At 65.8% G+C, this 23,540-nt stretch carries 22 protein-coding genes; 10 read left to right on the top strand and 12 right to left on the bottom strand.

What is annotated here, in order from left to right; genetic code table 11:
- Window positions 1-34 precede the first annotated feature (34 nt).
- Both J2W49_RS18750 and J2W49_RS18745 read right to left on the bottom strand, forming a co-directional pair.
- Entirely contained in the window at window positions 35-1,090 is a 1,056-nt protein-coding gene (locus tag J2W49_RS18750) for a cupin-like domain-containing protein (RefSeq protein WP_310319864.1), read from the bottom strand.
- A gap of 46 nt (window positions 1,091-1,136) precedes the next feature.
- On the bottom strand, window positions 1,137-4,133 hold the full coding sequence (locus J2W49_RS18745) for an L-glutamate gamma-semialdehyde dehydrogenase (RefSeq protein ID WP_310319861.1): 2,997 nt from the start codon (window positions 4,131-4,133) through the stop codon (window positions 1,137-1,139).
- A gap of 98 nt (window positions 4,134-4,231) precedes the next feature.
- Between J2W49_RS18745 and J2W49_RS18740 the strand changes: the two genes are divergently transcribed.
- The gene (locus J2W49_RS18740; RefSeq protein ID WP_310319858.1) at window positions 4,232-4,705 is read left to right on the top strand and encodes an Lrp/AsnC ligand binding domain-containing protein; all 474 of its coding nucleotides are present in this window, start codon (window positions 4,232-4,234) and stop codon (window positions 4,703-4,705) included.
- 55 nt (window positions 4,706-4,760) lie between these two features.
- Window positions 4,761-5,321 carry a DUF3617 domain-containing protein gene (locus J2W49_RS18735; protein ID WP_310319855.1) on the top strand — a complete coding sequence of 187 codons (561 nt, stop codon included), beginning with the start codon at window positions 4,761-4,763 and terminating at the stop codon, window positions 5,319-5,321.
- 3 nt (window positions 5,322-5,324) lie between these two features.
- Here J2W49_RS18735 and J2W49_RS18730 read toward each other — a convergent pair whose 3' ends face one another.
- Window positions 5,325-6,038 carry a YggS family pyridoxal phosphate-dependent enzyme gene (locus J2W49_RS18730; protein ID WP_310319853.1) on the bottom strand — a complete coding sequence of 238 codons (714 nt, stop codon included), beginning with the start codon at window positions 6,036-6,038 and terminating at the stop codon, window positions 5,325-5,327.
- A 38-nt stretch (window positions 6,039-6,076) separates the two neighbouring features.
- On the opposite strand from J2W49_RS18730, the gene J2W49_RS18725 reads away from it, so the two are divergent.
- From J2W49_RS18725 to J2W49_RS18715, 3 genes are all read left to right on the top strand, one after another.
- Window positions 6,077-7,120 carry a type IV pilus twitching motility protein PilT gene (locus J2W49_RS18725; RefSeq protein WP_310319850.1) on the top strand — a complete coding sequence of 348 codons (1,044 nt, stop codon included), beginning with the start codon at window positions 6,077-6,079 and terminating at the stop codon, window positions 7,118-7,120.
- A gap of 160 nt (window positions 7,121-7,280) precedes the next feature.
- The gene (locus J2W49_RS18720) at window positions 7,281-8,417 is read left to right on the top strand and encodes a PilT/PilU family type 4a pilus ATPase (RefSeq protein ID WP_310319845.1); all 1,137 of its coding nucleotides are present in this window, start codon (window positions 7,281-7,283) and stop codon (window positions 8,415-8,417) included.
- Between the two features lie 203 nt (window positions 8,418-8,620).
- Complete coding sequence (locus J2W49_RS18715) at window positions 8,621-9,523, top strand: NAD(P)-dependent oxidoreductase (protein ID WP_310319841.1); 903 nt, start codon at window positions 8,621-8,623, stop codon at window positions 9,521-9,523.
- Between the two features lie 222 nt (window positions 9,524-9,745).
- On the opposite strand, the gene J2W49_RS18710 is transcribed toward J2W49_RS18715, so the two are convergent.
- Genes J2W49_RS18710 through J2W49_RS18700 form a run of 3 tightly spaced genes read right to left on the bottom strand, consistent with a single transcriptional unit; the run spans window position 9,746 to window position 11,538 of the window.
- Window positions 9,746-10,426: a BON domain-containing protein gene (locus J2W49_RS18710; protein ID WP_310319839.1), complete on the bottom strand. Its 681-nt coding sequence runs from the start codon at window positions 10,424-10,426 to the stop codon at window positions 9,746-9,748.
- Entirely contained in the window at window positions 10,423-11,043 is a 621-nt protein-coding gene (locus J2W49_RS18705) for an SIS domain-containing protein (protein WP_310319837.1), read from the bottom strand. The genes J2W49_RS18710 and J2W49_RS18705 overlap by 4 nt, the downstream gene beginning before the upstream one ends.
- A gap of 27 nt (window positions 11,044-11,070) precedes the next feature.
- Entirely contained in the window at window positions 11,071-11,538 is a 468-nt protein-coding gene (locus J2W49_RS18700; RefSeq protein WP_310319835.1) for a YraN family protein, read from the bottom strand.
- Here J2W49_RS18700 and rsmI point away from each other — a divergent pair.
- A complete protein-coding gene (rsmI, locus tag J2W49_RS18695; RefSeq protein ID WP_310319833.1) occupies window positions 11,538-12,467 on the top strand; it encodes a 16S rRNA (cytidine(1402)-2'-O)-methyltransferase in 930 nt (309 codons plus the stop codon). The two genes, J2W49_RS18700 and rsmI, sit on opposite strands and share 1 nt — an antisense overlap.
- 32 nt (window positions 12,468-12,499) lie before the next feature.
- On the opposite strand, the gene J2W49_RS18690 is transcribed toward rsmI, so the two are convergent.
- On the bottom strand, window positions 12,500-12,868 hold the full coding sequence (locus J2W49_RS18690) for a hypothetical protein (RefSeq protein ID WP_310319830.1): 369 nt from the start codon (window positions 12,866-12,868) through the stop codon (window positions 12,500-12,502).
- A gap of 228 nt (window positions 12,869-13,096) precedes the next feature.
- Here J2W49_RS18690 and J2W49_RS18685 point away from each other — a divergent pair, with 228 nt between their 5' ends.
- Genes J2W49_RS18685 through J2W49_RS18670 form a run of 4 tightly spaced genes read left to right on the top strand, consistent with a single transcriptional unit; the run spans window position 13,097 to window position 18,265 of the window.
- Window positions 13,097-13,792 carry a DUF502 domain-containing protein gene (locus tag J2W49_RS18685; RefSeq protein WP_310319827.1) on the top strand — a complete coding sequence of 232 codons (696 nt, stop codon included), beginning with the start codon at window positions 13,097-13,099 and terminating at the stop codon, window positions 13,790-13,792.
- A gap of 22 nt (window positions 13,793-13,814) precedes the next feature.
- Window positions 13,815-16,508 carry a bifunctional acetate--CoA ligase family protein/GNAT family N-acetyltransferase gene (locus J2W49_RS18680; RefSeq protein WP_310319824.1) on the top strand — a complete coding sequence of 898 codons (2,694 nt, stop codon included), beginning with the start codon at window positions 13,815-13,817 and terminating at the stop codon, window positions 16,506-16,508.
- A 41-nt stretch (window positions 16,509-16,549) separates the two neighbouring features.
- On the top strand, window positions 16,550-17,176 hold the full coding sequence (locus J2W49_RS18675; RefSeq protein ID WP_310319821.1) for a dioxygenase family protein: 627 nt from the start codon (window positions 16,550-16,552) through the stop codon (window positions 17,174-17,176).
- Window positions 17,177-17,236: 60 nt separating this feature from the next.
- The gene (locus J2W49_RS18670; RefSeq protein ID WP_310319817.1) at window positions 17,237-18,265 is read left to right on the top strand and encodes a metal-dependent hydrolase; all 1,029 of its coding nucleotides are present in this window, start codon (window positions 17,237-17,239) and stop codon (window positions 18,263-18,265) included.
- A 7-nt stretch (window positions 18,266-18,272) separates the two neighbouring features.
- Here the strand turns inward: J2W49_RS18670 and J2W49_RS18665 are convergent, their stop codons facing one another.
- The 5 genes from J2W49_RS18665 to J2W49_RS18645 all read right to left on the bottom strand — a co-directional run bounded on the left by J2W49_RS18665 (window position 18,273) and on the right by J2W49_RS18645 (window position 23,459).
- Complete coding sequence (locus J2W49_RS18665; RefSeq protein ID WP_310319814.1) at window positions 18,273-18,812, bottom strand: cysteine hydrolase family protein; 540 nt, start codon at window positions 18,810-18,812, stop codon at window positions 18,273-18,275.
- A 136-nt stretch (window positions 18,813-18,948) separates the two neighbouring features.
- A complete protein-coding gene (locus tag J2W49_RS18660) occupies window positions 18,949-19,419 on the bottom strand; it encodes a CopD family protein (protein ID WP_310319810.1) in 471 nt (156 codons plus the stop codon).
- A gap of 30 nt (window positions 19,420-19,449) precedes the next feature.
- Window positions 19,450-21,804 (bottom strand): ATP-dependent DNA helicase DinG, encoded by a 2,355-nt coding sequence (gene dinG / locus J2W49_RS18655; RefSeq protein WP_310319807.1) that lies wholly within the window; start codon window positions 21,802-21,804, stop codon window positions 19,450-19,452.
- Between the two features lie 66 nt (window positions 21,805-21,870).
- Complete coding sequence (locus J2W49_RS18650; RefSeq protein WP_310319804.1) at window positions 21,871-23,109, bottom strand: FAD-dependent oxidoreductase; 1,239 nt, start codon at window positions 23,107-23,109, stop codon at window positions 21,871-21,873.
- Window positions 23,106-23,459, bottom strand: coding sequence for a RidA family protein (locus tag J2W49_RS18645; protein ID WP_310319801.1), 354 nt, complete (start codon window positions 23,457-23,459; stop codon window positions 23,106-23,108). Before J2W49_RS18645 ends, J2W49_RS18650 begins: the two co-directional genes overlap by 4 nt.
- Window positions 23,460-23,540: the final 81 nt, after the last annotated feature.

The raw sequence follows: 23,540 nt of genomic DNA, 5'->3' as shown, positions 1-23,540 counted from the left end.
GGTGGGTTCCATGGAGGGGATGCGCCCAAGGGGGCTACCAGTTGGTGATGCGTGGGTTGTCGAAGCTGTACTGGTTGGGCACGGCGATGTTGGAGAACGAAAACGACAGGCTCACATCCAGTGCGCTGACCTGGTGCCACCAGCCCAGCGGCAGGAAGACGGTTTCGCCGGGTTCGACGACCACATCGAGCACCGTGGCCTGCGCGAAGCGGGGATGGCGCGACAGGTCAGGCCGATCCAGATCGACCGGGCTGTACACATCGAAGTGGTTGTAGAGCAGCGGAGTCTGCAGCGGGGAGATGAAGCGCCAGCGCTTGCGCCCCACGATCTGGGTGTGGCACAGCATCAGCGTGTCGTGATGCAGGGGCGTGACGGTGCCGGCCGGGCCAAACCAGAACGACGCGCGCTGGGCCAGTTGCGAAGGGTCGCAGAAAGCAGGCAGCGTGCCGATGTCGTCCAGCAAGGGTGCAAAACCGGGTTGGCTGAGCATCTCGTTGTTGGCGGTGAGGTAGTAGTCGTTGGTGGCGCCACCGGCCAGCACCCGGTCCACGAAGTCGGACAGTAGGATGTTGCGCTGGTGATCCAGCTTGTTGACCTCGAAGTTGGGGTCGGCGCTGCGTTCGGCCTGCACCACCACATCCAGATGACCAAAGCGTTCGCGCAGGTATTGCGGCGACCAGCGCTGCAGGGCGGGCCAGTCGCGCGCCACATCGGTCAGTACCACCGGGCGGCTGCCGATCACGTGGCGCTGCAGGAATTCATCCACCGACATCTGGCCGCGCTTCTCCACCTGGCCGTACGCAGGGTCCAGCTCCAGCAGTTTTTGCTGGTTGGCCATGACGGATTCGAGCTTGACCTGCAGCTGCTGGAATTTTCGCGCGGCCAGGAACACCGGATCGGTTTCCATCGCCTCCAGCACCTGCTGGCACTCGGCCGGGTCCATGCCGGCCTGCACCATGGTGGCCAGCATGGATTCGGGTGTGCAGTTGCGCAGCCGGTTCTCTGCGACCCATTGCAGCCACCCTTCATCCAGCGGGCGAAACGCCGCTTCAACCGGACGCGGGGCGGGTGGAATGGCAGGCAGGCTCATGCGAGTGCCAGTATCGCACCGGCAAGGCCCGCCATGGGGCCGCTTTTCAGGCGGTGAACAGCGCCACGTTGCCGCCGGCGGCGGTGGTGTTGATGGTCAGCGTCTGCTCGGCGCAGAAGCGCAGCAGGTAGTTCGGCCCGCCTGCCTTCGGGCCGGTGCCAGAGAGGCCCTCGCCGCCAAACGGCTGCACGCCCACCACCGCACCGATCATGTTGCGGTTCACATACACGTTGCCGACGCGGGCCGCACGCGCCAGCGCCTGGGCACGGTTGTCGATGCGGGTCTGGATGCCGAGCGTGAGGCCATAACCCAGGGCGTTGATCTGCTGCAGCACGGCCAGGGGATCGCCCTTCCAGCGCACCACCTGCAACACGGGCCCGAAGATTTCCTGTTTTGCGTCCGCAACGGCGCCGATCTCGAACATCTGCGGCGGCATGAGGGTGGGCAAGGCCGCGGTGGGGGCGGGCTCAGGCAACAGCGCCTTGACCTGCGCACGCAGGCGCTGGACCTCGCGCTGGATGCCCTCGAAGGCATCGGCATCGATCAACGGTCCCACATCGGTGGCCAGATCGGCGGTGTCGCCCACCACCAACTCCTTGGCGGCGCCCTGGATCATTTCGATCACATGATCGGCGATGCCCTCGTGCACACAGAGCAAGCGCAAGGCCGAGCAGCGCTGGCCGGCGCTGCGGAAGGCACTTTGCACCACCGCATCAGCCACCTGTTCGGGCAATGCGGTGCTGTCCACCAGCATGGCGTTGATGCCACCGGTCTCGGCGATCAGTGGCACGATGGGGCCGTCCTTGGCGGCCAGCGCGCGCTGGATGATCTTGGCCACTTGCGTGGACCCGGTGAACACCACGCCGGCCACGCCGGGTTGGGCCACCAATGCCGCGCCCACGGTCTCACCCGGGCCATGCAACAGTTGCAGCGCATTGGCCGGAATACCGGCTGCGTGCAGCAGCTTCACCGCTTCCAGTGCCACGGCCGGCGTCTGCTCAGCGGGCTTGGCCAGCACGGTGTTGCCTGTGGCCAGGGCCGCGGCCACCTGGCCCACGAAGATGGCCAGCGGAAAATTCCAGGGGCTGATGCAGACCCAGGCACCGCGACCTTCCAGGCGCAGGGTGTTGCTCTCACCCGTGGGGCCGGGCAGGGTCTGGGGAGCCTGGATGCGCTCGGCCTCATTGGCGTAAAAACGCAAGAAGTCCACCGCCTCGCGCACCTCTGACACGGCGTCGCTCCAGGTCTTGTGCGCCTCTTTCACCAGCAAGGCGCAGAAGCGCGGCAGTTGCGCCTCCAGGGCATCGCCAGCGAAACGCAGGGCGGCCGCGCGCTGGGCCACCGGCGCGTGGTTCCAGGCATCAAAGGCCTTGATCGCGCGGTCCACGGCCGCATCGACCTCATCTGACCGTGCTTCTGCCACGGTGGGCACCACGCACACGGCATGCGCCGCCAGCAGATCGTCACGCTGCGCGACCACGGCAAGATCGCGTCCCAGGCTGTTGGCCCGTCCGGCGCCATACAGATCGAGTGGCAAGGGGAAAGCGGCCTTGGTCTCCAGCCGCAGGGGCGAAACCAGCAGCTCTTCCATACCCACCGATTCATCGGCCAGTTGGTGAACAAAGGACGAGTTGGCACCGTTCTCCAGCAGCCGCCGCACCAGATAGGCCAGCAGGTCGCGGTGCGCGCCCACCGGGGCGTAGACGCGACAACCGATATTCGGGTTCTTCAGCACTTCCCGGTAGATGCCCTCGCCCATGCCGTGCAGGCGCTGCAATTCGAAGCGCCGTGGAGTGACCGACCCAGCTTCGGACGCCTCATGTTTCGACGCCATCTGCAGGATGGCGGCAATCGTGCCTGCGTTGTGTGTGGCGAACTGCGGAAAGATCGCATCAGGTGCTGCCAGCAAGGCCTTCGCGCAAGCCAGGTAGCTCACATCGGTATGGTGTTTGTGGGTATACACCGGGTAGGCGGGCAGGCCCAGTTCCTGCGCGCGCTTGATCTCGGCGTCCCAGTACGCACCCTTGACCAGTCGGCACATGAAGCGCAATTGGTAGCGACGCGCCAGCGAGGCCACGTGTTCGATCAGCTCGACCGCGCGCGTCTGGTAGGCCTGCAAGGCCAGGCCAAAACCCTGCCACTGCGGAAAGCGCTCGCTCACCAGCCGGGCCAGTGCCTCGAACACATCAAGAGAGAGTTCGAGCCGCTCGACTTCTTCGGCGTCGATGGTCAGGTTGAGGTTGGCCGCCGCGGCGGCCTCGCACAGTTGCCACACGCGAGGCACGAGTTCACTCATCACTCGAGCATGCTGCGCATCTTCAAAGCGCGGATGCAGGGCACTGAGCTTGATGGAAATGCCGTCGTTCTGCACCGGGCTGCGGGCGGGGTCCGCCGTGCGTGCAATGGCCGCGATGGCGTTCTGGTAGCTCGCCAGGTAGCGCAGGGCATCGGCGTCTGTGCGAGCACCCTCGCCCAGCATGTCGAAACTGAAACTCAGATTGCCCTGCTTCTTGCGCGCATTGGCGGCCTCCTTCATGCCTTCTTCGATGGTCTGGCCGAGCACGAATTGGCGGCCGAGCAACTGCACCGCCCGCAGCGTGGCTCCCACCACGGTCCGGGCACCCAGCTTGGCCATCAGGCCAGGCTGGCGCTCATCGCTGGGCAGGAAGTGCTTGGACATGGCAATGGCGCTGGACGACAGGCGCGCCAGCGTCGAGTCGGCGGCCCCATCAAAGTCGGCCCGTCCCAGTTGGTCGGCGGTGAGCGCGATCGCGGTCTCGGCATCTGGCACCCGCAACAGGGCTTCGGCCAGGCGCATCAGTGCCAGGCCTTCGGCGCTGGAGATGGGGTATTCCTTGAGCAGACTTTCCATGGCCCAGAACGGCGGCGGGTTGTCGCGCACGGCACGCACCCACGGTGTGGCGGCGCGGGCGGCGGCCGCCCAATCGAGCGCCCCTTGCAGCGACGCAAGGCGGTTCGCCAGCAAAGGATTCTCGGCGCGGTAGGGGAGAGGCAGGCGATCGGTGGAGCGCGGCATGGTCATGTCTCAGAGAGGTTGAGTGGTTGAATTTGTTGATATTGACCGCACTCAAAGTGAATTAATGAATGATTTTTTGAATTTTTCCGGATAATTCACTACCCATGAGCGAATCCACCCACGAACCGGACCGAATCGACCTGCGCATCCTGCGCGTGCTGCAGAGCGACGGTCGCATCCCCAACCTCAAGCTGGCCGAGGCCGTATCCCTGTCGCCCACGGCGGTGCTGGCACGCACACAACGGCTGCAGCGAGAGGGCTACATCCTGGGCTACGAGGCCCGGCTCAATCCGCTCAAGCTCGGGCTGGGCATGATGGTGTTCGTGGAGGTGCTGCTGGACCGGACCACGCCGAATGTGTTTGACCAGTTCAAGGCGGCGGTACAGGTGCGCGACGAAATCATGGAGTGCCACATGGTGGCCGGCGGCTTCGATTACCTGCTCAAGACCCGAATGGCCGACATGTCGGCCTACCGGGACTTCGCCGGCAAGGTACTGTGGCAACTGCCTGGCGTGCGCGAGACCCGCACCTATGCGGTGATGGAAGAAGTGAAGAACACCACCCAGCTGTGTGTTTGACATCTGCGCCCGCGCTGGGAGAATCCGGACAGTTCAACCCTTCAGGAGCCCTTCCATGCCCAAGTCCCTGCAAGTCCTCTGCGCCGCCAGTCTGACCCTGGTGGTGCTGGGGGCCAACGCCCAAAGCACCCGCCCCGGTCTGTGGGAGGTCAACAGCAAGATGGGCGGCAACCCGGAGATGGAGGCCGCCATGGCCCAGATGCAGCAGCAACTGGCTGCCATGCCGCCGGAGCAGCGCAAGATGATGCAGGACATGATGGCCAAGCAGGGTGTGAGCATGGCGCCAGGCGCTGGGGGTTCCATGGTCGTGAAGGTCTGCATCACGCCCGAAATGGCGGCCAAGCAGCAGATGCCCACACAAACCGAAGGCGAGTGCACCACCACCGTCACCTCGCGCAGCGCCAGCGCCATGAAGCTGAACTTCGTCTGCAAGAATCCGCCTTCCAGCGGTGAGGGCACCTACACCTTCTCCGGCGACACGGCCTACACCATGAAGATGGTGATGAAGTCCATGCAGGACGGCAAACCCCACAACATGACCATTGACGGTCAGGGCAAGTGGCTCTCCCAGGATTGCGGCAACATCAAGCCGATACAGGTCCCGGCCACCAAATAGCACTCACGCGGAACTGACCCGAGCGGGTCGACTGCCAAAGATCGCCCGCCCGACCCGCACCATGGTGGAGCCAGCCGCCACCGCCGCGTCGAGGTCGTCGCTCATGCCCAGGGAGAGCGTGTCCAGCGAAAATCCGCGCGCGTTGAGATCGTCGAACAGGGCCTTCACCTGCAGGAACACGTCCCGCTGTGCCTCGAACCCCACGACCGGCTCCGGCACGCTCATGAGTCCCCGCAGGCGCAACCTGGGCAACCCAACCACCCCCTGCGCCAGCGCCAGCAACTCGCCAGGCGCCACCCCTGATTTGTTGGCACCGCCGTCCACGTTGACCTGAATGCAGACCTGCAAAGGGGCCAGGCGCTCGGGGCGCTGTTCGCTCAAGCGCTGCGCGATTTTGAGCCGGTCGACCGACTGCACCCAGTCAAAGTGTTCGGCCACGAGCCGGGATTTGTTGCTTTGCAACGGTCCGATGCAATGCCACTCCAAAGGGTTCGATGGGTCGTCCGAACGGAGAAGCTGGATCTTTTCCACCCCCTCCTGCACGTAGTTTTCGCCAAAAACGCGCTGGCCGGCAGCCTGTGCCTGACGAACGGCGTCTGCATCGAAAGTCTTGGACACCGCCAGCAGTGTCACGTCCCTCGCATCGCGCCCCGCCCGTTGGCAAGACCGGGCAATCCGCTCCCGAACCTGTTGGAGATTGGCTTCAATCGTCGTCATAATCCATCGTCAATACCACCACAGCACGGGACCCCGGGATGGACATCACCCAACTGCTTGCCTTCAGCGTCAAGAACAAAGCATCCGATCTTCACCTCTCGGCCGGTCTGCCGCCCATGATACGGGTCAACGGCGACGTGCGTCGCATCAACGTCGAGCCGCTGGACCACAAGCAGGTCCATAGCATGGTGTACGACATCATGAACGACAGCCAGCGCAAGCAGTACGAGGAATTCCTCGAGTGCGACTTCTCGTTCGAGATCGAAGGGCTGGCGCGCTTTCGGGTGAATGCCTTCAACCACAACCGCGGCGCGGGTGCGGTGTTCCGGACCATCCCGAGCAAGATCCTGACACTGGAGCAGCTCAACGCGCCGAAGATTTTTGGCGACCTCGCCTTGCGCCCACGCGGTCTGGTGCTGGTCACCGGCCCCACCGGTTCTGGCAAGTCCACCACGCTGGCGGGCATGGTCAACCACCTGAACGAAACCGAGTACGGCCACATCCTCACCGTGGAAGACCCGGTGGAATTTGTGCACGACTCCAAGAAGTGCCTGATCAACCAGCGCGAAGTGGGACCGCACACGCTCAGCTTTGCCAACGCCCTGCGCTCGGCGCTGCGGGAAGACCCCGACGCGATTCTGGTGGGTGAGATGCGCGACCTGGAAACCATTCGCCTGGCCATGACGGCGGCCGAGACCGGTCACCTTGTGTTCGGCACGCTGCACACATCCAGTGCAGCCAAGACCATCGACCGGATCATTGACGTGTTTCCGGCGGAAGAAAAGGACATGGTTCGGGCCATGTTGTCTGAATCGCTGGTGGCGGTGATTTCACAAACCCTGTGCAAGACCAAAGATGGCTCCGGCCGGGTGGCGGCGCACGAGATCATGCTGGGCACCAGCGCCATCCGCAACCTGATCCGCGAGGCCAAGGTGGCGCAGATGTATTCGGCGATCCAGACCGGCAACAGTGTGGGCATGCAGACGCTGGACCAGAACCTCGCCGATCTGGTGCGGCGCAATGTGATCAGCGCGGCCGAAGCGCGAAGCAAGGCCAAGATTCCTGAAAATTTCCCGGGGTAGCCATGTCCCACCCCCCGTCGCTTGCCCACTGCGTGTGGCCGCATCCCCCCTCAAGGGGGCAGCGCGAGAGGCCCGGCAAAGCCGGTTCCTCCGCGCTCTGGTCATAGCGCATCGCCAGCGTGGCAAATCTGAACTGCTGCACACTCAAAGGTAAGACTTCATGGAACGCGATCAGGCATCAAAATTCATCAACGACTTGCTGCGTCTGATGGTCAGCCGCACGGGCAGCGACCTGTTCATCACCGCCGACTTTCCACCTGCGATCAAGATCGACGGCAAGGTGGTGAAGGTGTCGCCCCAGCCGCTGAATGCCACGCACACGCTCGCGCTTGCGCGCGCGATCATGAACGACAAGCAGGCGGCCGAGTTCGAGCGCACCAAGGAGTGCAATTTCGCGATCTCGCCGCCTTCGATTGGCCGCTTCCGTGTCAGCGCCTTTGTTCAGCAGGGCAAGATCGGCATGGTGCTGCGGACCATCCCCGCCGTGCTGCCCACGATCGACACACTGGGTCTGCCGCAGGTGCTCAAGGACGTGGCACTGTCCAAGCGCGGCTTGTGCATCCTGGTGGGTGCCACCGGCTCCGGCAAATCCACCTCCCTCGCAGCCATGGTGGACTGGCGCAATGAACATACCTTCGGGCACATCATCACCATTGAAGACCCGGTGGAATTTGTGCACCCTCACAAGAACTGCGTGATCACGCAGCGCGAGGTGGGGCTGGACACCGACAGCTGGGAAGCGGCGCTGAAGAACACGCTGCGCCAGGCCCCTGATGTGATCCTGATGGGCGAGATCCGCGACCGCGAGACCATGGAGCACGCGATCCAGTTCTCTGAAACCGGTCACCTGTGCCTGGCCACCCTGCACGCCAACAGCGCCAACCAGGCGCTGGACCGGATCATCAACTTCTTCCCTGAAGAGCGTCGCCCCCAGTTGCTGATGGACTTGTCGCTCAACCTGCGCGCCCTGATCTCGCAGCGCCTGGTGCCCCGCCAAGACAGCAAGGGGCGGCATGCGGCGGTCGAGATCATGTTGAACTCGCCGCTGATCTCCGACCTGATCTTCAAGGGCGAAGTCGCCGAGATCAAGGAGATCATGAAGAAGAGCACCCAGATGGGCATGCAGACCTTCGACCAGTCGCTGTTCAATGCCTTTGAAGCGCACCTCATCACCCTGGAAGATGCGCTTCGCAACGCCGACTCGCTCAACGACCTGCGCCTGCAGATCAAGCTCAACAGCCAACGCGCCAAGACCACGGATCTGGCGGCGGGGACTGAGCACATGACGATCATTTAGGAAACACCCCCGCCGCGCTCCGCGCGACCCCCTCAAGGGGGCACACCTTCGGACCGGCAAAGCCGGATCTTCGGTGTCACTGGACAGGGTCATTTCGCGCCGGAATCATCCTCTCCTGCGGGATTCGTGCGACATTTCTGGCCTCCTTTAAGACCTGTCGAAAGACAGATCCTTCGCCATCCCTGATTTGAAAGCACTGCACCATGACCAGCATCGCCGAACGCACCTACGAATCCACGCCTGCCCGCAAGGTCGCCTTCATTGGCCTGGGGGTCATGGGGTATCCGATGGCGGGGCATCTGGCGCGGGCTGGGCATTCGGTGACGGTCTACAACCGGTCGAGCGCCAAGGCGGCGACCTGGGTGGCCGAGTTTGGTGGGGCGCACAAACCCACCCCACGGGAAGCGGCGCAGGGTGCCGACATCGTGTTTGCCTGTGTGGGCAACGACGACGATTTGCGTGCGATCACGCTGGGCGCTGATGGTGCCTTTGCTGGCATGTCGTCAGGTGCGATCTTTGTGGATCACACCACGGCTTCGGCGGATGTGGCGCGGGAGCTGTACCGGGCTGCCAAGACGCTGGGGCTTTCGTTTGTCGATGCACCGGTGTCGGGCGGTCAGGCGGGTGCGGTCAATGGGCAGCTCACCGTGATGTGCGGGGGCGATTCCGCCGCCTTTGACGCGGTGAAGCCGGTGGCCTTCGCGTTTTCCCGTGCCTTCACGCTCATGGGGGAAAGCGGTGCTGGCCAGCTCACCAAGATGGTCAACCAGATCTGTATTGCCGGACTGGTCCAGGGCCTTTCAGAAGCGATTGCATTTGGCCAGAAAGCCGGTCTGGACATGAACCAGGTGCTCGACGTGATCGGCAAAGGCGCCGCACAGAGCTGGCAACTGGACAACCGGGGCAAGACCATGGTGGCCGACAAGTTCGACTTTGGTTTTGCCGTGGACTGGATGCGCAAGGACCTGGGGCTGGTGCTGGACGAAGCCAAACGCAACGGTGCTCGCCTGCCGGTGACGGCACTGGTGGACCAGTTCTACGCAGACGTTCAGGCCATGGGTGGCAACCGCTTTGACACTTCAAGCCTGATCAAGCGATTGAAGTAGGACCACCCCCGCGCCGCCTGCGGCGTGCCTTGCAGGCCGCGGCATCGCCAGAGTCGATGCTTCTTCGGTCTGTCCAAGCCTGCGCAGGCAGGCTCTGAGCCGCAGCCCTCAGCCCCCTCAAGGGGGCGATACCAGTGGCCCGGCGGAGCCGGTTCCACGGCATCTCTGGACCGGGGGCATCTCGCTCCGGAGACGCCAGGACGCACGGAGCGCGCCTTGTGCTTACTTCACACTCGAATCGGTGGGGCCACTGGCCGGGGCTCCCGGCTTCGCGGGTGGCGGAGTGATGCGGGCCAGTTCCTCGTCGCTGATGATTTCCAGCACGCGTACCACCTTGCGCACGCCCTGGGTGTTGCGGGCGACCTGGGTGGCGTAGTCGGATTCGCGCTGGGTGACGCGGCCCATGAGGTAGACCGTGCCACGTTCCGTCGTGACCTTGAAGGCAGATGCGGGAATCTGTTTGACATCCACAAAAGCGGCCTTCACGCGACCGGTCACCACCGTGTCGGCGGCGCGTTCACGCAAAGTCGGGCTGTTGGTGATTTCCAGCTCGTTCTGTACGCCGGTCACGTTTTCGACCCGGGAGGCGATTTCACCAATCAGGGCCTTGTCGCGTTCATTGGCCACTTCGCCGGTGAGCAACACGCGGCGGTTGTAGCTGGTGACCAGCGCCCTGGCGCGGGAACCCACCTCGTCCTTGATGCGGTTCGCTGCCTTGATCTCGATGGCCTGGTCTTCCAGTTGCGCCCCTGAGGTGCGGCGATCACTGGCCACCAGGGCACCGGTGACGGCGGCGCCACCCATGAGCAGGGGTGTGCACGCGGACAGCGCCGTCAAGGCCACCAGCGAGGTCAGGGCCGCGGCGATGAAACGGTTCCTGGCAAGGGAAAGGGGCATGTTCATGAAGGAATCTCCAGTTCGTTGATGACGGGTTCAGGAAGGCCCAGCAGCTGGGCATCCACACCGTCGCAAATGCAGTGCAGCACCAAGTGATGCACCTCGAGGATTCGGGCGGGCAGTTCGTGGGGCACGCACACGTGTACATCGGTATCGCGCAGCAACTGGGTCATGCGGCCACCACGGGCACCCGTGAGCGCCACCACCGTCATGTCCCGCTCATGGGCCGCTTCCACGGCCGCCAGCAGATTGGCGGAATTGCCTGTGGTGGAGAGCGCCAGCAGCACATCGCCGCCTTGGCCCAGCGCGCGCACCTGCCTGGCGTACACCGATCGCACGTCGAAATCGTTGGCGATGCCGGTCAGCACGGCGGCGTCTGCAGAGAGTGAAAGCGCGGCCAGTTCAGGCCTTTCACGGTCGTAGCGGCCCACGAAACTGGCGGCGAAGTGCTGAGCCCCGGCGGCCGATGCGCCGTTGCCGCAGGCCAGCACCTTGCCGCCACCGGTCACACTGGCCAGCACGGCGTTGGTGGCGGCCTCGACCAGCGGAGCCAGTGACTGGGCACATTGGTACTTCAGATCCGCACTGTCAATGAACTGTTGCTGGATGCGTTGGAGAAGCATGGCGCGATCATACCGTTGAGGTCGTTGTCAAAAGCTTGCGGAGGCATCAAACGCCGCACGCAGCCATTCGATGGACGGGCGCGCAGACACGTGGTTTTCGCCCAACCCGCCTCCAGCGGAGGGGCCTTGCAGCAGCACGACATCGAAACGGCATGGAGGCTCTGAGCCGATCCGGTGCAAAAAGTGCCGGGCCGCCAGCACAATGCGCTTCTGTTTGGTCGCCGTGATGCTGGCGCCTGCGCCGCCCTGCCCGCTGCTGCTGCGCTGGCGCACCTCGACAAACACCAGCGTGCCGTCGCGCTCGCGCATAATCAGATCGACTTCGCCGCCGCCCCGGCCAGGGGTCTTGAAATTGCGCTTCACCAGGCGCAGGCCGTGTTTCTGGAGGTGTTCCAGCGCCGTTTGCTCGGCCAGATCGCCACGCGCCTTGGTGGTGCTGGTGGCGGCATTGATACCGGTTGGCCGTAGCGCACCCTTTTTCCGGAACGTCCACATTGTCTGCAAGTTCTCCATCCCTGTTGCTCGCCGCGCGCGACGCCGCAGCCCACCAGCATTATCCGCAGGGCGCGCTCTACATGGTGGCCACGCCCATCGGCAACATGGCCGACGTCAGCCTGCGGGCCCTGCAAGTGCTCTCCCTGGTGGACACCGTGGCTTGCGAAGACACCCGCCACACCGCCTCCCTGCTGCAAGCCTACGGCCTGCACAAGCCCCTGCTGGCCTTGCACGAACACAACGAAGTGGAGGCGGCGCAGACCGTGGTGGCGCGCCTGCGGGAAGGCCAGCGCGTGGCCTATGTGAGCGACGCTGGCACGCCGGGCGTGAGCGATCCCGGCGCCCGCCTGGCCGCGGTGGTGACCGCCGCCGCCTTGCGCTGCGTGCCCATCCCTGGCGCCAGCAGCATCACCGCCCTGCTGAGCGTGGCGGGCGAGGCTGGTTGGGATGGTCGTTTTGTCTTTGCGGGCTTTCTCTCGCCCAAGGCGGTTGAGCGCAAGCAGCAAGTGCTGCAGATGGGCGCGGATGCCAGGGCCTGTGTGGTGCTGGAGGCTCCGCACCGCATTGAAGCGCTGGCCAATGAGCTGGCCACCCTCGGTGAGCGCCGTCTGACGGTCGGGCGCGAGCTGACCAAACAGTTCGAAGAGGTGGCCCAGATTGAGGCCGGCACCTTTCCTGAGTGGCTTGCCGGTGAAAGCCACCGCACCCGTGGCGAGTTCGTGCTGCTGGTCCACCCGAAAGCCGCAGATGCGACGCAGGTAGGCGCGATTGGAGCCTCTGCGCTTCGGACGCTGGCGCTGCTGATGGGCGAATTGCCGCTGAAAACGGCGGTGCGGCTGAGCGCGGAGATCACCGGGGAACCCCGCAACGCCCTGTATCAGGCGGCGCTGGCCCGGCGAGAACAGAATGGCGCCGAAGAAGTCGATTGACCCGGCCAGATACGATGCCGCAGCTGTCGGGCTCAGTGCTGCATGCGGGCCATCGGGTCACCACCCGAGCGTGGGCCGGGTTTGAGCGGGTCGTGGCGCTGATCGGGTGAATCGGGGACCTCGTGCGCCTGCACGTCCACCACATCACCACGGGAAGCGCCCGAACCTGAGGGCCGGACCCAGGCTCCCTGGGCATAGCGCTGCGAGGTCTGGCGGAAACGTTCAAACACCATCACGGGTGCCGGCTTGCGGCCAGTCAGCAAGGCCCACAGCGACATCCCCAACACAACCACCAGGCTGGCCAGGAGCAGGCTGAGCAGAAACACCAGACCCGCCAAGCCCAGCGCCAGCTTGAGCGCCACGCTCAGCACGCGACCGAGAAAATCAGTCAATGAATTCATCAAATCAAGAGCCCGATGGGCCAGGAGAGTTCCTGAAACAGCACGAAGGAACGGACGTGAACAAGGCAACTGGGGGCATTTTCCCCCGATGCAAGAGGTTTGGCCAGCGCAAGCGACCGGCACAGCCATGGGCCATACCCGTTGTTGGCGCGATCCGTGCATGTCTGACACCGGCGGCTGCTATGCTGCCCGCTGCAGGCGCCGGTGCGCGCCATTGAAATGCCTCCCATGCCGACGAAACGCCTCTACCAGTATTTTTTTCGCGGACTGCTCACCGTGCTGCCCCTGGGCCTCACGGTGTACCTGCTGTTCCTGTTCGTGAGCTTCCTCGAATCGATGGCCATGTTCGTGATCCGGCCCATCGTCGGGGACTTCTACCTGCCGGGGCTGGGCATTGCCCTGGCCATGCTGGCCATTCTGGCGCTGGGTTACCTGGTCTCGCAGAGCTACACCACCCGTATCGTGTCGTTGGTGGAGCTGCCGTTCACCAACCTGCCGGTGATCAAGAGCATTTATTCGTCCCTGAAAAACTTTGCCGACTACTTCGCACCGCACGAGAAAGACACCCAGCAGGTGGTGCGGCTGAGCGCACCGGGCAGCGAACTCGCCATCGTGGGTCTGGTCACCCGGCAGAACATGAGCGATCTGCCAGAGGGGCTGGCCAGCGACGACAACATCGCGGTCTACCTGCCCATGGGCTACATGATCGGCGGCTACACGGTGTTCGTGCCTCGCAGCTGGGTGCAGCCGATCGACATGTCGGTCGAGGAAGCCATGCGCTCCTCGCTGATTGCCTGGATGTCCGCGAACCGCACCAGCCCGGCCCCCAGCTACTTCGAGGTCGACCAGGCCGCTCGCGCACCCGTGCCACATTCGCCGCAGTCATCGCCTCCGTCTCCGCCACCGCCACCACGCCCGTTCTGAGCCACAACAGCATCGCTGAACCATGAGCATCCGCCACCTCGACGCCCTCTTCAACCCGGCTTCGGTGGCTGTCTTCGGTGCCTCCGGGCGACAGGGCAGTGTGGGTGCCACGGTGTGGCACAACATGCGGACAGGTGGGTTTGCAGGCCCCCTGTACCCAGTCAACCCCAAACATGCCTCGCTGGACGGCCTGAAGGTCTACCGGGATGTGGCCGCGCTGCCCGAGGCCCCTGAAATGGCGGTGATCTGCACCCCTGCCGACACCGTGGTGTCGCTGATCAAGGCGCTGGGCGCGCGCGGCACGCGGGCGGCGATTGTCGTCACGGCCGGGCTGAACGCCGCCCAGAAACAGGCCATGCTGGACGCTGCCCGCGTGCATACGCTACGCATTCTCGGACCCAACTGCATCGGCATGCTGGTGCCGCATCTGGGCCTCAACGCCAGCTTCGCACACATTGGCGCCAAGCCCGGTGATCTAGCCTTCGTTTCACAGTCAGGCGCGCTCGTGACCGCCATGCTGGACTGGGCCGGCTCACGCGGCATCGGTTTTTCACACTTCGTATCGCTGGGTGAACGCGCCGACGTTGACTTCGGCGACATGCTCGATTTTCTGGGCAGCGACCCGAAGACACGCTCGATCCTGCTCTACATCGAAAGCATCCAGACCTCGCGCAAGTTCATGTCCGCCGCGCGCGCGGCCGCGCGCAACAAGCCGGTGATCGTGGTAAAGGCCGGGCGCTCGACCGCCGGCCAGGCCGCAGCCGCTTCGCACACCGGCGCGCTGGCGGGCTCCGACGCGGTGTTCGCCGCTGCCATCGCCCGATCCGGCATGCTGCGCGTGGACAGCCTGCAAGATCTCTTTCTGGCCGCCGAAACACTGACCCGCTACCGGGATGGCCCCACCGGACAGCTCACCGTGCTCACCAACGGCGGCGGCGCGGGCGTGATGGCGGCCGACGCAGCAGCGGCCGCAGGCGTGCCCCTGGCCGAGCTGGACGATGCGCTCAAGACAAAGCTGGACGCGGTGCTGCCGGCCAACTGGTCGCACGCCAACCCCGTTGACATCATTGGCGACGCGCCCACGTCGCGCTATGTGGCCGCACTGGAGGCACTCGCGCACGACCCGCAGAGCGCGGTGCTGTTCATACACGCGCCCACGGCCATCGTGCCCAGTGCCGACATTGCACAGGCGCTGCTGCCGCAAATCAGCGCCATGCCCCAGCGGATGCTGGGTTGCTGGCTCGGAGACCAGGCGGTGGCCCAGGCCCGCCAGACCTTCCGTGACGCAGGCGTGCCCGACTTCAACACGCCCGAAGAAGCCATTCGGGCGTTCTCGTTCCTGCGCACCTACCGGCAGCATCAGGCCGAACTGCTGCAGACGCCGCCCGCGCACAGCGACAGTCAAACGGTCGACCTGCCCCGCCTTCGCGGCATTGTGGATTCGGTGCTCACCAGCGGGCGTGAATTGCTCACCGAACCCGAGGCCAAAGAATTTCTGGCGGCCGCCGGCCTGCCGGTGGTGCCCACGCGCACCGTGGGCACCGAGCCGCTGGAGGCACGGGCTGCGGCCGACGCCATGGGCTACCCGGTGGCGCTGAAGATCCTCTCGCACGACATCACACACAAGTCGGACGTGGGCGGTGTGCGACTGAACATTGGCAGCGCGGCCGAGCTGACGGAAGCCTGCCTCGCCATGCTGGCGCGCGTGCGCGAGGCGCAGCCTGACGCGGTCGTGCTCGGTTTCACCGTGCAGCCCATGGTGCGCAAGAAGCATGCGCATGAGCTCATCGTCGGGGTCAGCGTGGATCCGGTGTTTGGCCCGGTGGTGCTGTTCGGTGATGGGGGCGTCGCCGTGGAGGTGCTGGCCGACCACGCGCTCGGCCTGCCCCCGCTCAACACCCCCCTGGCGCTGGCCCAGATCGAACGCACCCGTGTGGCCCGTCTGCTGCATGGTTACCGGGACGAACCCGCCGCCGACCTGGAGGCGGTCGCCGGGGTGTTGGTGTCGGTGTCTCAACTGCTGGTGGATGTGCCCGAGCTGGCCGAGCTCGACATCAACCCCCTGCTGGTCAACCATGAAGGCGCGGTGGCACTCGACGCGCGGGTGCGGGTGTCGGCGCAGCGACCGGCCGGCGCGGCAAACTTTGCGATCCAGCCCTACCCCAGTGAGCTGATCGAGAGCTGGACCTGGCGGGACCAGCCGGTGGTGCTGCGCCCGATCCGACCGGAAGACGAGGCCCAGCACCGCCGTTTTCTGGAAAAGCTGGACCCCGAGGACATCCGGCTGCGTGTGTTCTACAGCCGGCGCAGCATTGAACACAGCGAACTCGCCCGCCTGACGCAGATCGACTACGCACGCGAAATGGCGTTTATTGCCACGCGCGCCCTGCCGGAGGGGGGCGAAGAAACCCTGGGCACGGTGCGCGCGACCGTGGACCCGGACAACCACACCGCCGAATTCGGCGTGATCGTGCGCTCCGACCTCAAGGGCAGCGGTCTGGGCCACCGGCTCATGAGCAAGATGATTGACCACCTTCGCGCGCGCGGCACCCGTCGCCTGGTGGGCACGGTGCTGAGCATCAACCACGGCATGCTGGAACTTGCACGCGCCCTGGGCTTCCAAGAGACGGACAACCCCAGCGACCCGGACGACCATGAGATGCGGTTCGTCTCGCTGGATCTGCAAGCACCGAAGCCTTCGGCGCCCGGGCCCTGAGCCGCCCCCGAGGTGATTCGGTGGCTCACACTGGAGCCCTCATGGACACCCTCTCCCCCGTACGCCGCCGCCTGGTGCTGGCCGCCGCCGCAACCCTTGCGGCACCGCCCTGGCTCACACCCGCACTCGCCCAGACCAGCCTGCGCCCCACTCCCAGCCAGACCGAAGGCCCGTTCTACCCGGTCGCGCTGCCCGCCGACAGCGACTTCGACCTGCTGCGCAATGGCCAGGTAGACTACCGCCAGGGTGAACCCGCCTGGGTGGAGGGTGTGGTGACCGACACGCGGGGCACGCCAGTTTCAGGCGCCGTGGTCGAAATCTGGCAGTGTGACCACACCGGGCGCTACCACCACCCCGGCGATGGCAACCGGGCCGACCCGGCGTTTCAGGGCTTCGGCCAGGTCAGCGTGGGCCGTGACGGCCGCTACCGCTTTCGCACCCTCAGACCGGTTCCGTACTCAGGCCGCACGCCGCACATCCATGTGAAGGTGAAGCTCGATCGGCAGACACTGCTCACGACCCAGTTGTATGTGGCGGGTGACCCGGGCAACGAGCGCGACTTCCTGTGGCGCCGGCTGGACGAACGGGGGCGGGCCGCACTCACCGTACCGTTTGTGAGCGGCAGCGATGGCCTTCGGGCCGAATTTCCGATCACCGTTCAGGCGTGACGCCCTGCCCACTTGCCCGCCCGCCAGCGCGGTGAATGGTGCTGGCCCTACAGTTCGCGCATGGATTCACTGACACAGATTGCCCTGGGCTCGGCCGTGACCGTGGCCGTGATGGGTCGACGCACGGCGGTCTGGAAGGTCGCCGCATGGGGCGCCGTGGCAGGCACGCTGCCGGACCTGGACGCTTTCATCGACCATGGCGACGCGATGCTGAACATGGTGTTGCACCGTGCCGAGAGCCATTCGCTGATCTTCACCACACTGTTTGCGCCGCTGCTGGCGTGGGCGGTGTCGCGCATCCATGGTGAAGCCTCGCTCTTCAAGCGCTGGTGGCTGGCGCTGTGGCTGGCCCTGTTCACGCATCCGCTGCTCGACGCCATGACGGTCTACGGCACCCAGTTGCTGCAGCCTTTCAGCGACCGGCCTTTCGGCATGGACAGCATGTTCATCATCGACCCTGCCTACACCCTGCCGCTGCTGGTGGGCGTGGTGGCTGCACTGGCGTTCAGCCGGGTGGAGCGCGGCCTGCGCTGGAACCTGGCAGGGCTGATGCTGAGCACCGCCTACCTGGGTTGGAGCCTGGTGGCGCAGCAAGTGGCCACCGGTGTGGCGCGCACCTCGCTGCAAGACCAGGGCATCAACGCCGAGCGACTGCTGGTGACGCCGGCTCCCTTCAACACCGTGCTGTGGCGCCTGGTGGCTGTCACGCCCACGCACTACCTCGAGGGCTACTATTCGCTGCTGGATGACAGGGCCACCGTGCGCTGGACCCAGCACGATCGCGGCGCGGCATTGATCGAACAACACCGTCAAGCCGAGCCGGTCGCCCGCATGGCCGCGTTCACCCACGGTTTCTACCGCCTGCGCACCACGCCCGAAGGTCGCCTGATGGTGACCGACTTGCGCATGGGGCAGGAACCCACCTATGTGTTCGACTTCGACGTGGGCACCCCGGAAACCGTGGGCAAGGTGCCCACCACCCAGGTGGTGGCACGCGCCGACTTTGCTCAGGCGCTGCCTTGGTTGTGGCGGCGCGTGCGCGGCGAAGACCTGTTGCCCATGGGCGCGGCCATCGCGGCGCCGAACTAGGGCCTGCTCACCAGCGGATTTCGCTGGTTGTCACGGCGCTCACGCGCGGGCCGAAACTGCTGATGTTGGTGAGCGTGGCGTTGTGGTGTGCGATCACCTGGGGAGCGGTCAACACGGCATTGCCAGCCGAGGTATGGGCGTCGGCCACCAGCGAGACGGGATAGCCCAACGCCAGTGCACGGCGGATGGTGGTGTCCACGCAGAACTCCGTGTGCATGCCGCACACCACCAGACGGGTCACGCCCAGCGCCACCAGCCGTTCCTGCAGATCGGTGCGCAGAAACGAATCGGGCGTGGTCTTGCGCACATAGCCGTCGGTGGGCAGCGCCCGCAACGCGACCGGCAACTGCCATTCGCGCGAACCATGGACCAGGTAGCCGCCCGCGCCCTCGTGCTGCACGAAGATCACGGGCACACCAGCAGCGCGCGCACCGGCGCTGAGAGTGTTGATGCGCGCGATCAGCGCGTCGGTCTCGTACGCCGCTTCGGGCCCTTCGCACAGGCCTTGCTGGACGTCGATCACGATAAGGGCTTGCCGTTCTGTCACACATCACTCCTTGTTGAGCAAACCCTTCCGGGGCGAAATGCCTCATTCCAGAAATACCGTGGAACCGGCTTCGCCGGGCCCCAGGTATCGCCCCCTTGAGGGGGTCGCGCGAAGCGCGGCGGGGGTGTTCCGCCATCTAGGCCATCATCACCGCAATGGCGATGACGACCACGCCGATCGCCAGATTGATGCCCACCCAGGTGCGAATCGACGCCAGAGCGGCACCACCTGCAGGCCAGTCGGTGGAAGCCACCGCCTTGCTCAGGCGCTTGAACAAGGCAAACCGGATGTGGCCAAAGATGGCCATCATCACCAGACCGAGCACGGTCATGAGGGTCCAGTTCAGCGGCATGTTGAAGCCGAGCCCTGCCTGCACGGTTTCCTTGGCCACGCGCCCCATCATCCACAGGCCTGAAACCAGCACCAGCACCACGACCCCCGACACGGCCGAGAAAAAGCGCTGCAGGGTGGCGTGCATGAGTCGCACGCGCTGCGGCGGCTCCAGTTGCATGGCGGCCGGGCGCAGGAAGAAGTGGGCGAACACCATGCCGCCGATCCACACGACGATGGACAGGATGTGCAGCAGTTTGAGGGTGGCGTAAATCATGGTGGGGATGGGTAGGGATGGGACAAGCGTTCAGCGAGCAACGTCCGTGACCATACCACCCGCATCGCGACGCTGCAGCCTGTAGGGCGGCAGGCCCTTGAGCATGCGCCGCCCGTAGGACTGGCGCAGCAGGCGGGCGTCGTAGCAGATCACCACGGCTTCGTCGGTCTCCGACCGCAAGGCCCTGCCGGTCCATTGCAGCAGGCGCGCGCCGGTGGCGGGCACCACCAGTTCGCTGAACGGGTCGCGACCCTGGGCCTTGAGCCAGTCTGCGCGGGCCTGGCCCACCGGGTCGCTGGGCGAGGCGAAGGGCAGCTTGGTGATGAACACCCATTCGCAGAGTTCACCCGGCAGGTCCAGTCCCTCGCCAAACGACTGCAGGCCGAACAGGATGGAGACTTCGCCCGCCTGCACCCGCTCGGCATGGCGCTTGAGGAGCTGGGTGCGCGAAGCCTCGCCCTGCACCAGCACCTTGTTGCGCAGGTCGCTGTGCAGGCCGCGTTCCAGCAGGTCTTGCGCGCGGCGCATCTGCGCCCTGGAGGTGAACAGCACCAGGGCGCCGCGTTGCACCCCGGCCAGGTCGGCCATCAGCGCGTCGAGCATTTCGCGGGTGTAGCCTTCCACGTCCTTCGGGTCGGCCTGGGTCTGCACCACCACCAGCCGGCCCTGGGTGGCGTGGTCGAAGGGGCTTTGCACTTCGCGGGCGATCACGGCGTCGTCATAGGCCAGGCCGGATTCGTGCAGGAAGTGCTCGAACCCGCCGCAGGTGACCAGCGATGCCGAAGTGACCACCGCCGCACGCACCTTGCTCCAGAGCTGGTGGCGCAACAGGCTGCCGGGCTGCAGCGGACATGCATGCGCAGTGAGCGTGACCAGGCCGTGCTGGATGCCGGCTTCCAGCCACTTGGCCAGCGGCGGGTGGCCGGCATCGGCTTCCTGCAGCCAGAGCTCGGCCGTGGCCTGGGCGTGCTGCAGGCGCGGCGCCAGCACGCCCAGCCGGCTATAGAGCTTGGCGCAGCGCGCGGCGTCGCCGGGGTTGTCGCGGGCGTTCGCCTTGAGCTGGGCGGCCAGGGTTTCCATGAGCTTGAGCAAGGCGCTGGCGCGGCTGTGCAGCTGGGAAACGGTTTCTGCCCAGCCGGGCGGCAGCGCGCCACCTTCGAAGCGATCCACCACCGGGCTGGCGGCGTTCCAGCGTTCGGGGGCCACCTGGCGAGGTGTCGGGCGGCTGCTGGTGCGTCCCGTGAGCGCGAGCCACTCCGGTGACTCGTTTATCCGCTCCATGGCCTTGCGAGCCAGCTCGCCCTGCGCGGCCTTGAGTTCGCGCGCCAGTTGTGCCACGTCCACCCCCGGCGTGTGCTTCATGGCCGTGGCCACTTCGTCCACCGCGCGCGGCAGGCGGTCCAGCCACTGGCTGCGCATGAGGTCCATGCTTTCGGTGAACTGGCCCTGTGCCACCGGCCCCAGGTGGTGGGCTTCGTCAAACACCACATAACAGTCGGAAGGGTCAGGCAGCGCATGCAGGCCCAGGGTGGAAAGCAGCAGATCGTGGTTGACCACGATCACCTGCGACTGTGCCAGCCGCGCGCGGGCCTGGTAGTAGCTGCAGCTGTTGTAGCTGGGGCAGTGGCGCGCGGTGCAGCTGTGGCGCTCGGCGGCCACGGGGGTCCACAGCTCGCCTTCTGGCGGTGTGTCCAGCCGGTCGCGATCGCCATCCCAGGTGCCGCCGTCGAGCGACTGCGCCCATTCGGTGTAGGTGCGGGCGCGCTCTGTCCAGCGTTCGGCAGCGCGCGCGCTGCCGGCGGCGCGGGCCACGGCACCTGCGGCCACCTGGTCGGGGGATTCGTTGGCCGGGTCGAGCGCATCGTCGCTTTCAAACAGATCGGCGCTGGCGGCGTCTCCGCCACTGAGCTGATCGAGCTTGAGGCGGCACACGTAGCGCCCCCGGCCCTTGGCGAGCGCGAAGGTGAAGGACTCGGGCAGGGCAGCGCTCAGGGCCGGCAGGTCTTTGGCAATCAGCTGTTCCTGCAGGGCGACGGTGGCGGTGGAGATGATCACGCGCTTTTGCTGCGCCAGCGCCAGCGGAATCACGGTGGACGCATAGGCCGCCGACTTGCCCACGCCGGTGCCGGCCTGCACCACGGCAATGCCACGGTCCGGCAGGGCGGCGTCGCCTGAGACCGCGCCGTCGCCCAGGCGCACGCCACTGAGGGTGTGGGCGATCAGAGCCGCCATTTCGCGCTGACCCGGGCGCGAGCGGAAACCGGGCGCGCGCGCCACCATGTGGTCAAAAGCGGCCAGGGCCAGTGCCTCGCGGGCCAACGGGCCGGCCACACCGGCATCAGCGTTCAGGGCAGGTGCTTCGGTGGTCGTGTCGGGTGAGGTCATGCGGGCGCTGTCGGTCAAATGGGCATTGTCCCAGACCAAAGGCGGCCGGCAGAAAGTCCACTGCCATCAACCGAAGCGCGCAGGTGCGTAGGGCTTGGGGTCGACCACGGGCGTCTGGCCTTCAATGAGTTCGGCCATCAGCCGTCCGCTCACCGGTCCCAGGGTGAAGCCCTGGTGCGCATGGCCCAGGTTGAACCAGAGGCCACGGTGGCGTGGCGCCGGGCCAATGACCGGCAGCATGTCGGCGGTGCAGGGGCGCGCGCCCAGCCAGGGCTCGGGCTCCACCGCTTCAGGCAGATCCACCAGCTCACCGGCCAGCGCCAGGGCGCGGTCCAGCTGCACCGGTGTGGGCAGCGCGTCCAGGCGGGCAAACTCGGCGCCTGTGGTGATGCGCACGCCCTGCTTCATGGGGGCCAGGACCAAGCCACCATCCACGTCGTACATCGCCAGCCGGGGTGGCTCCCCGCCCCGGTAGTGCCGGTGGTAGCCGCGCTTGATGAACAGGGGGTAGCGGTAGTCGAGTTGACGCAGCACCGTGTCGGACCACGGCCCCAGTGCCACCACCGCGTGTTCAGCGTCCAGCGCGCCCTCTGCGGTGCGCACCTGCCAGCCGCCAGCGGTGGGGCTCAGGCTGGCCGCGTCGCCTTGCACGAATCTGCCACCCAGTTTCAAGAACAGGTCTGCGTAGCGGCCCACCAGTGCCCCCGGGTCGCTGACGGACCAGGTGTCGTGCCAGTGGATTGCGCCGGCGAGCCGGGTTCGCAGGGCGGGCTCGGCGATGGCGAGTGCGTCCGGATCAAGTGCCGTGTGTCGCAGACCGTGCGACTGTTCCAACGCTCGGGCCTTGCTGGTGGCCTGACGCATGGAATCCGCGTGGCGAAACACAAAGCGGTAACCGTCGCGCTGCACCAGGTCGTCGGCACCAGCCTGCTTGATCAAGGGCGCATGTTCCAGCGTGCTGTGTTCGATAAGTCGCGCATAGGCCTGCGAAATCACCGCATGCCGGTGCGGTTGCGAGTAGGCCCAGTAGCGCGCCAGCGGCCGGGCCAGGCCGGCCAATGCGCCAAAGTGGTAGTTCACGTCGGCACCGCGCTTGAGCGCCACGCGCGCCAGGGTGCCCAGGTGGCGCGGGAAAGCGTAAGGCTCGACCGCCTCGCGCTGGATCAGGCCGGCGTTGCCGTACGAGGTTTCTCGCCCGGGTTCGCGCCGGTCCACCAGGGTCACGGCGTGACCACGCATGGCCAGATGAAGTGCGGTGCAGGTGCCGATCATGCCGGCGCCCAGCACGAGGACGCTGGAGGTCATGCCTGAGCCAGCGCCACAGCGGTGAGTTCCAGGCGCGGGCCGGGACGCATGAGGTCGGCGCGCACGGTGGTGCGAGCGGGATAGGGCTGCTGAAAACGCTGCGCATAGACCTGGTTGAACGCGGCAAAGTCGGCTGCGTCGATCAGGTAGGCGGTGACCGAGATGACGTCGCTCAACCCCAAGCCCTGGGCCTTCAGGGTGGCTTCAATGCGATCAATGGTGAGCGCCGTCTGGGCTTCAATGCCTTCGGGCACTCCGCCGTCTTCCTTGAACGGCAGCTCGCCGGAGAGGAACACGAGATTGCCGCCGGTGCGGAATTTGGACAAGGGGGGTGTGGCGGGTGTTGACATGCGGCAACCTCTGTACAAATTGGGATTATTGGCCGGAAGTGCCTTTACACCAAGGCTGTCGAGCGAAAAGCTGGATTGCAT

Source organism: Hydrogenophaga palleronii, from assembly GCF_031457455.1.
GTDB lineage: Bacteria > Pseudomonadota > Gammaproteobacteria > Burkholderiales > Burkholderiaceae_C > Hydrogenophaga > Hydrogenophaga palleronii_A.
This window is presented reverse-complemented; position numbering and strand designations above follow the sequence as displayed.

Excerpts from the sequence above, each read along its gene's own strand:
- J2W49_RS18750 (WP_310319864.1), bottom strand. The coding sequence starts at position 1,090 with ATGAGCCTGCCTGCCATTCCACCCGCCCCGCGTCCGGTTGAAGCGGCG.
- J2W49_RS18745 (WP_310319861.1), bottom strand. The coding sequence starts at position 4,133 with ATGACCATGCCGCGCTCCACCGATCGCCTGCCTCTCCCCTACCGCGCC.
- J2W49_RS18740 (WP_310319858.1), top strand. The coding sequence starts at position 4,232 with ATGAGCGAATCCACCCACGAACCGGACCGAATCGACCTGCGCATCCTG.
- J2W49_RS18735 (WP_310319855.1), top strand. The coding sequence starts at position 4,761 with ATGCCCAAGTCCCTGCAAGTCCTCTGCGCCGCCAGTCTGACCCTGGTG.
- J2W49_RS18730 (WP_310319853.1), bottom strand. The coding sequence starts at position 6,038 with ATGACGACGATTGAAGCCAATCTCCAACAGGTTCGGGAGCGGATTGCC.
- J2W49_RS18725 (WP_310319850.1), top strand. The coding sequence starts at position 6,077 with ATGGACATCACCCAACTGCTTGCCTTCAGCGTCAAGAACAAAGCATCC.
- J2W49_RS18720 (WP_310319845.1), top strand. The coding sequence starts at position 7,281 with ATGGAACGCGATCAGGCATCAAAATTCATCAACGACTTGCTGCGTCTG.
- J2W49_RS18715 (WP_310319841.1), top strand. The coding sequence starts at position 8,621 with ATGACCAGCATCGCCGAACGCACCTACGAATCCACGCCTGCCCGCAAG.
- J2W49_RS18710 (WP_310319839.1), bottom strand. The coding sequence starts at position 10,426 with ATGAACATGCCCCTTTCCCTTGCCAGGAACCGTTTCATCGCCGCGGCC.
- J2W49_RS18705 (WP_310319837.1), bottom strand. The coding sequence starts at position 11,043 with ATGCTTCTCCAACGCATCCAGCAACAGTTCATTGACAGTGCGGATCTG.
- J2W49_RS18700 (WP_310319835.1), bottom strand. The coding sequence starts at position 11,538 with ATGTGGACGTTCCGGAAAAAGGGTGCGCTACGGCCAACCGGTATCAAT.
- J2W49_RS18690 (WP_310319830.1), bottom strand. The coding sequence starts at position 12,868 with ATGAATTCATTGACTGATTTTCTCGGTCGCGTGCTGAGCGTGGCGCTC.
- J2W49_RS18685 (WP_310319827.1), top strand. The coding sequence starts at position 13,097 with ATGCCGACGAAACGCCTCTACCAGTATTTTTTTCGCGGACTGCTCACC.
- J2W49_RS18680 (WP_310319824.1), top strand. The coding sequence starts at position 13,815 with ATGAGCATCCGCCACCTCGACGCCCTCTTCAACCCGGCTTCGGTGGCT.
- J2W49_RS18675 (WP_310319821.1), top strand. The coding sequence starts at position 16,550 with ATGGACACCCTCTCCCCCGTACGCCGCCGCCTGGTGCTGGCCGCCGCC.
- J2W49_RS18670 (WP_310319817.1), top strand. The coding sequence starts at position 17,237 with ATGGATTCACTGACACAGATTGCCCTGGGCTCGGCCGTGACCGTGGCC.
- J2W49_RS18660 (WP_310319810.1), bottom strand. The coding sequence starts at position 19,419 with ATGATTTACGCCACCCTCAAACTGCTGCACATCCTGTCCATCGTCGTG.
- dinG (WP_310319807.1), bottom strand. The coding sequence starts at position 21,804 with ATGACCTCACCCGACACGACCACCGAAGCACCTGCCCTGAACGCTGAT.
- J2W49_RS18650 (WP_310319804.1), bottom strand. The coding sequence starts at position 23,109 with ATGACCTCCAGCGTCCTCGTGCTGGGCGCCGGCATGATCGGCACCTGC.
- J2W49_RS18645 (WP_310319801.1), bottom strand. The coding sequence starts at position 23,459 with ATGTCAACACCCGCCACACCCCCCTTGTCCAAATTCCGCACCGGCGGC.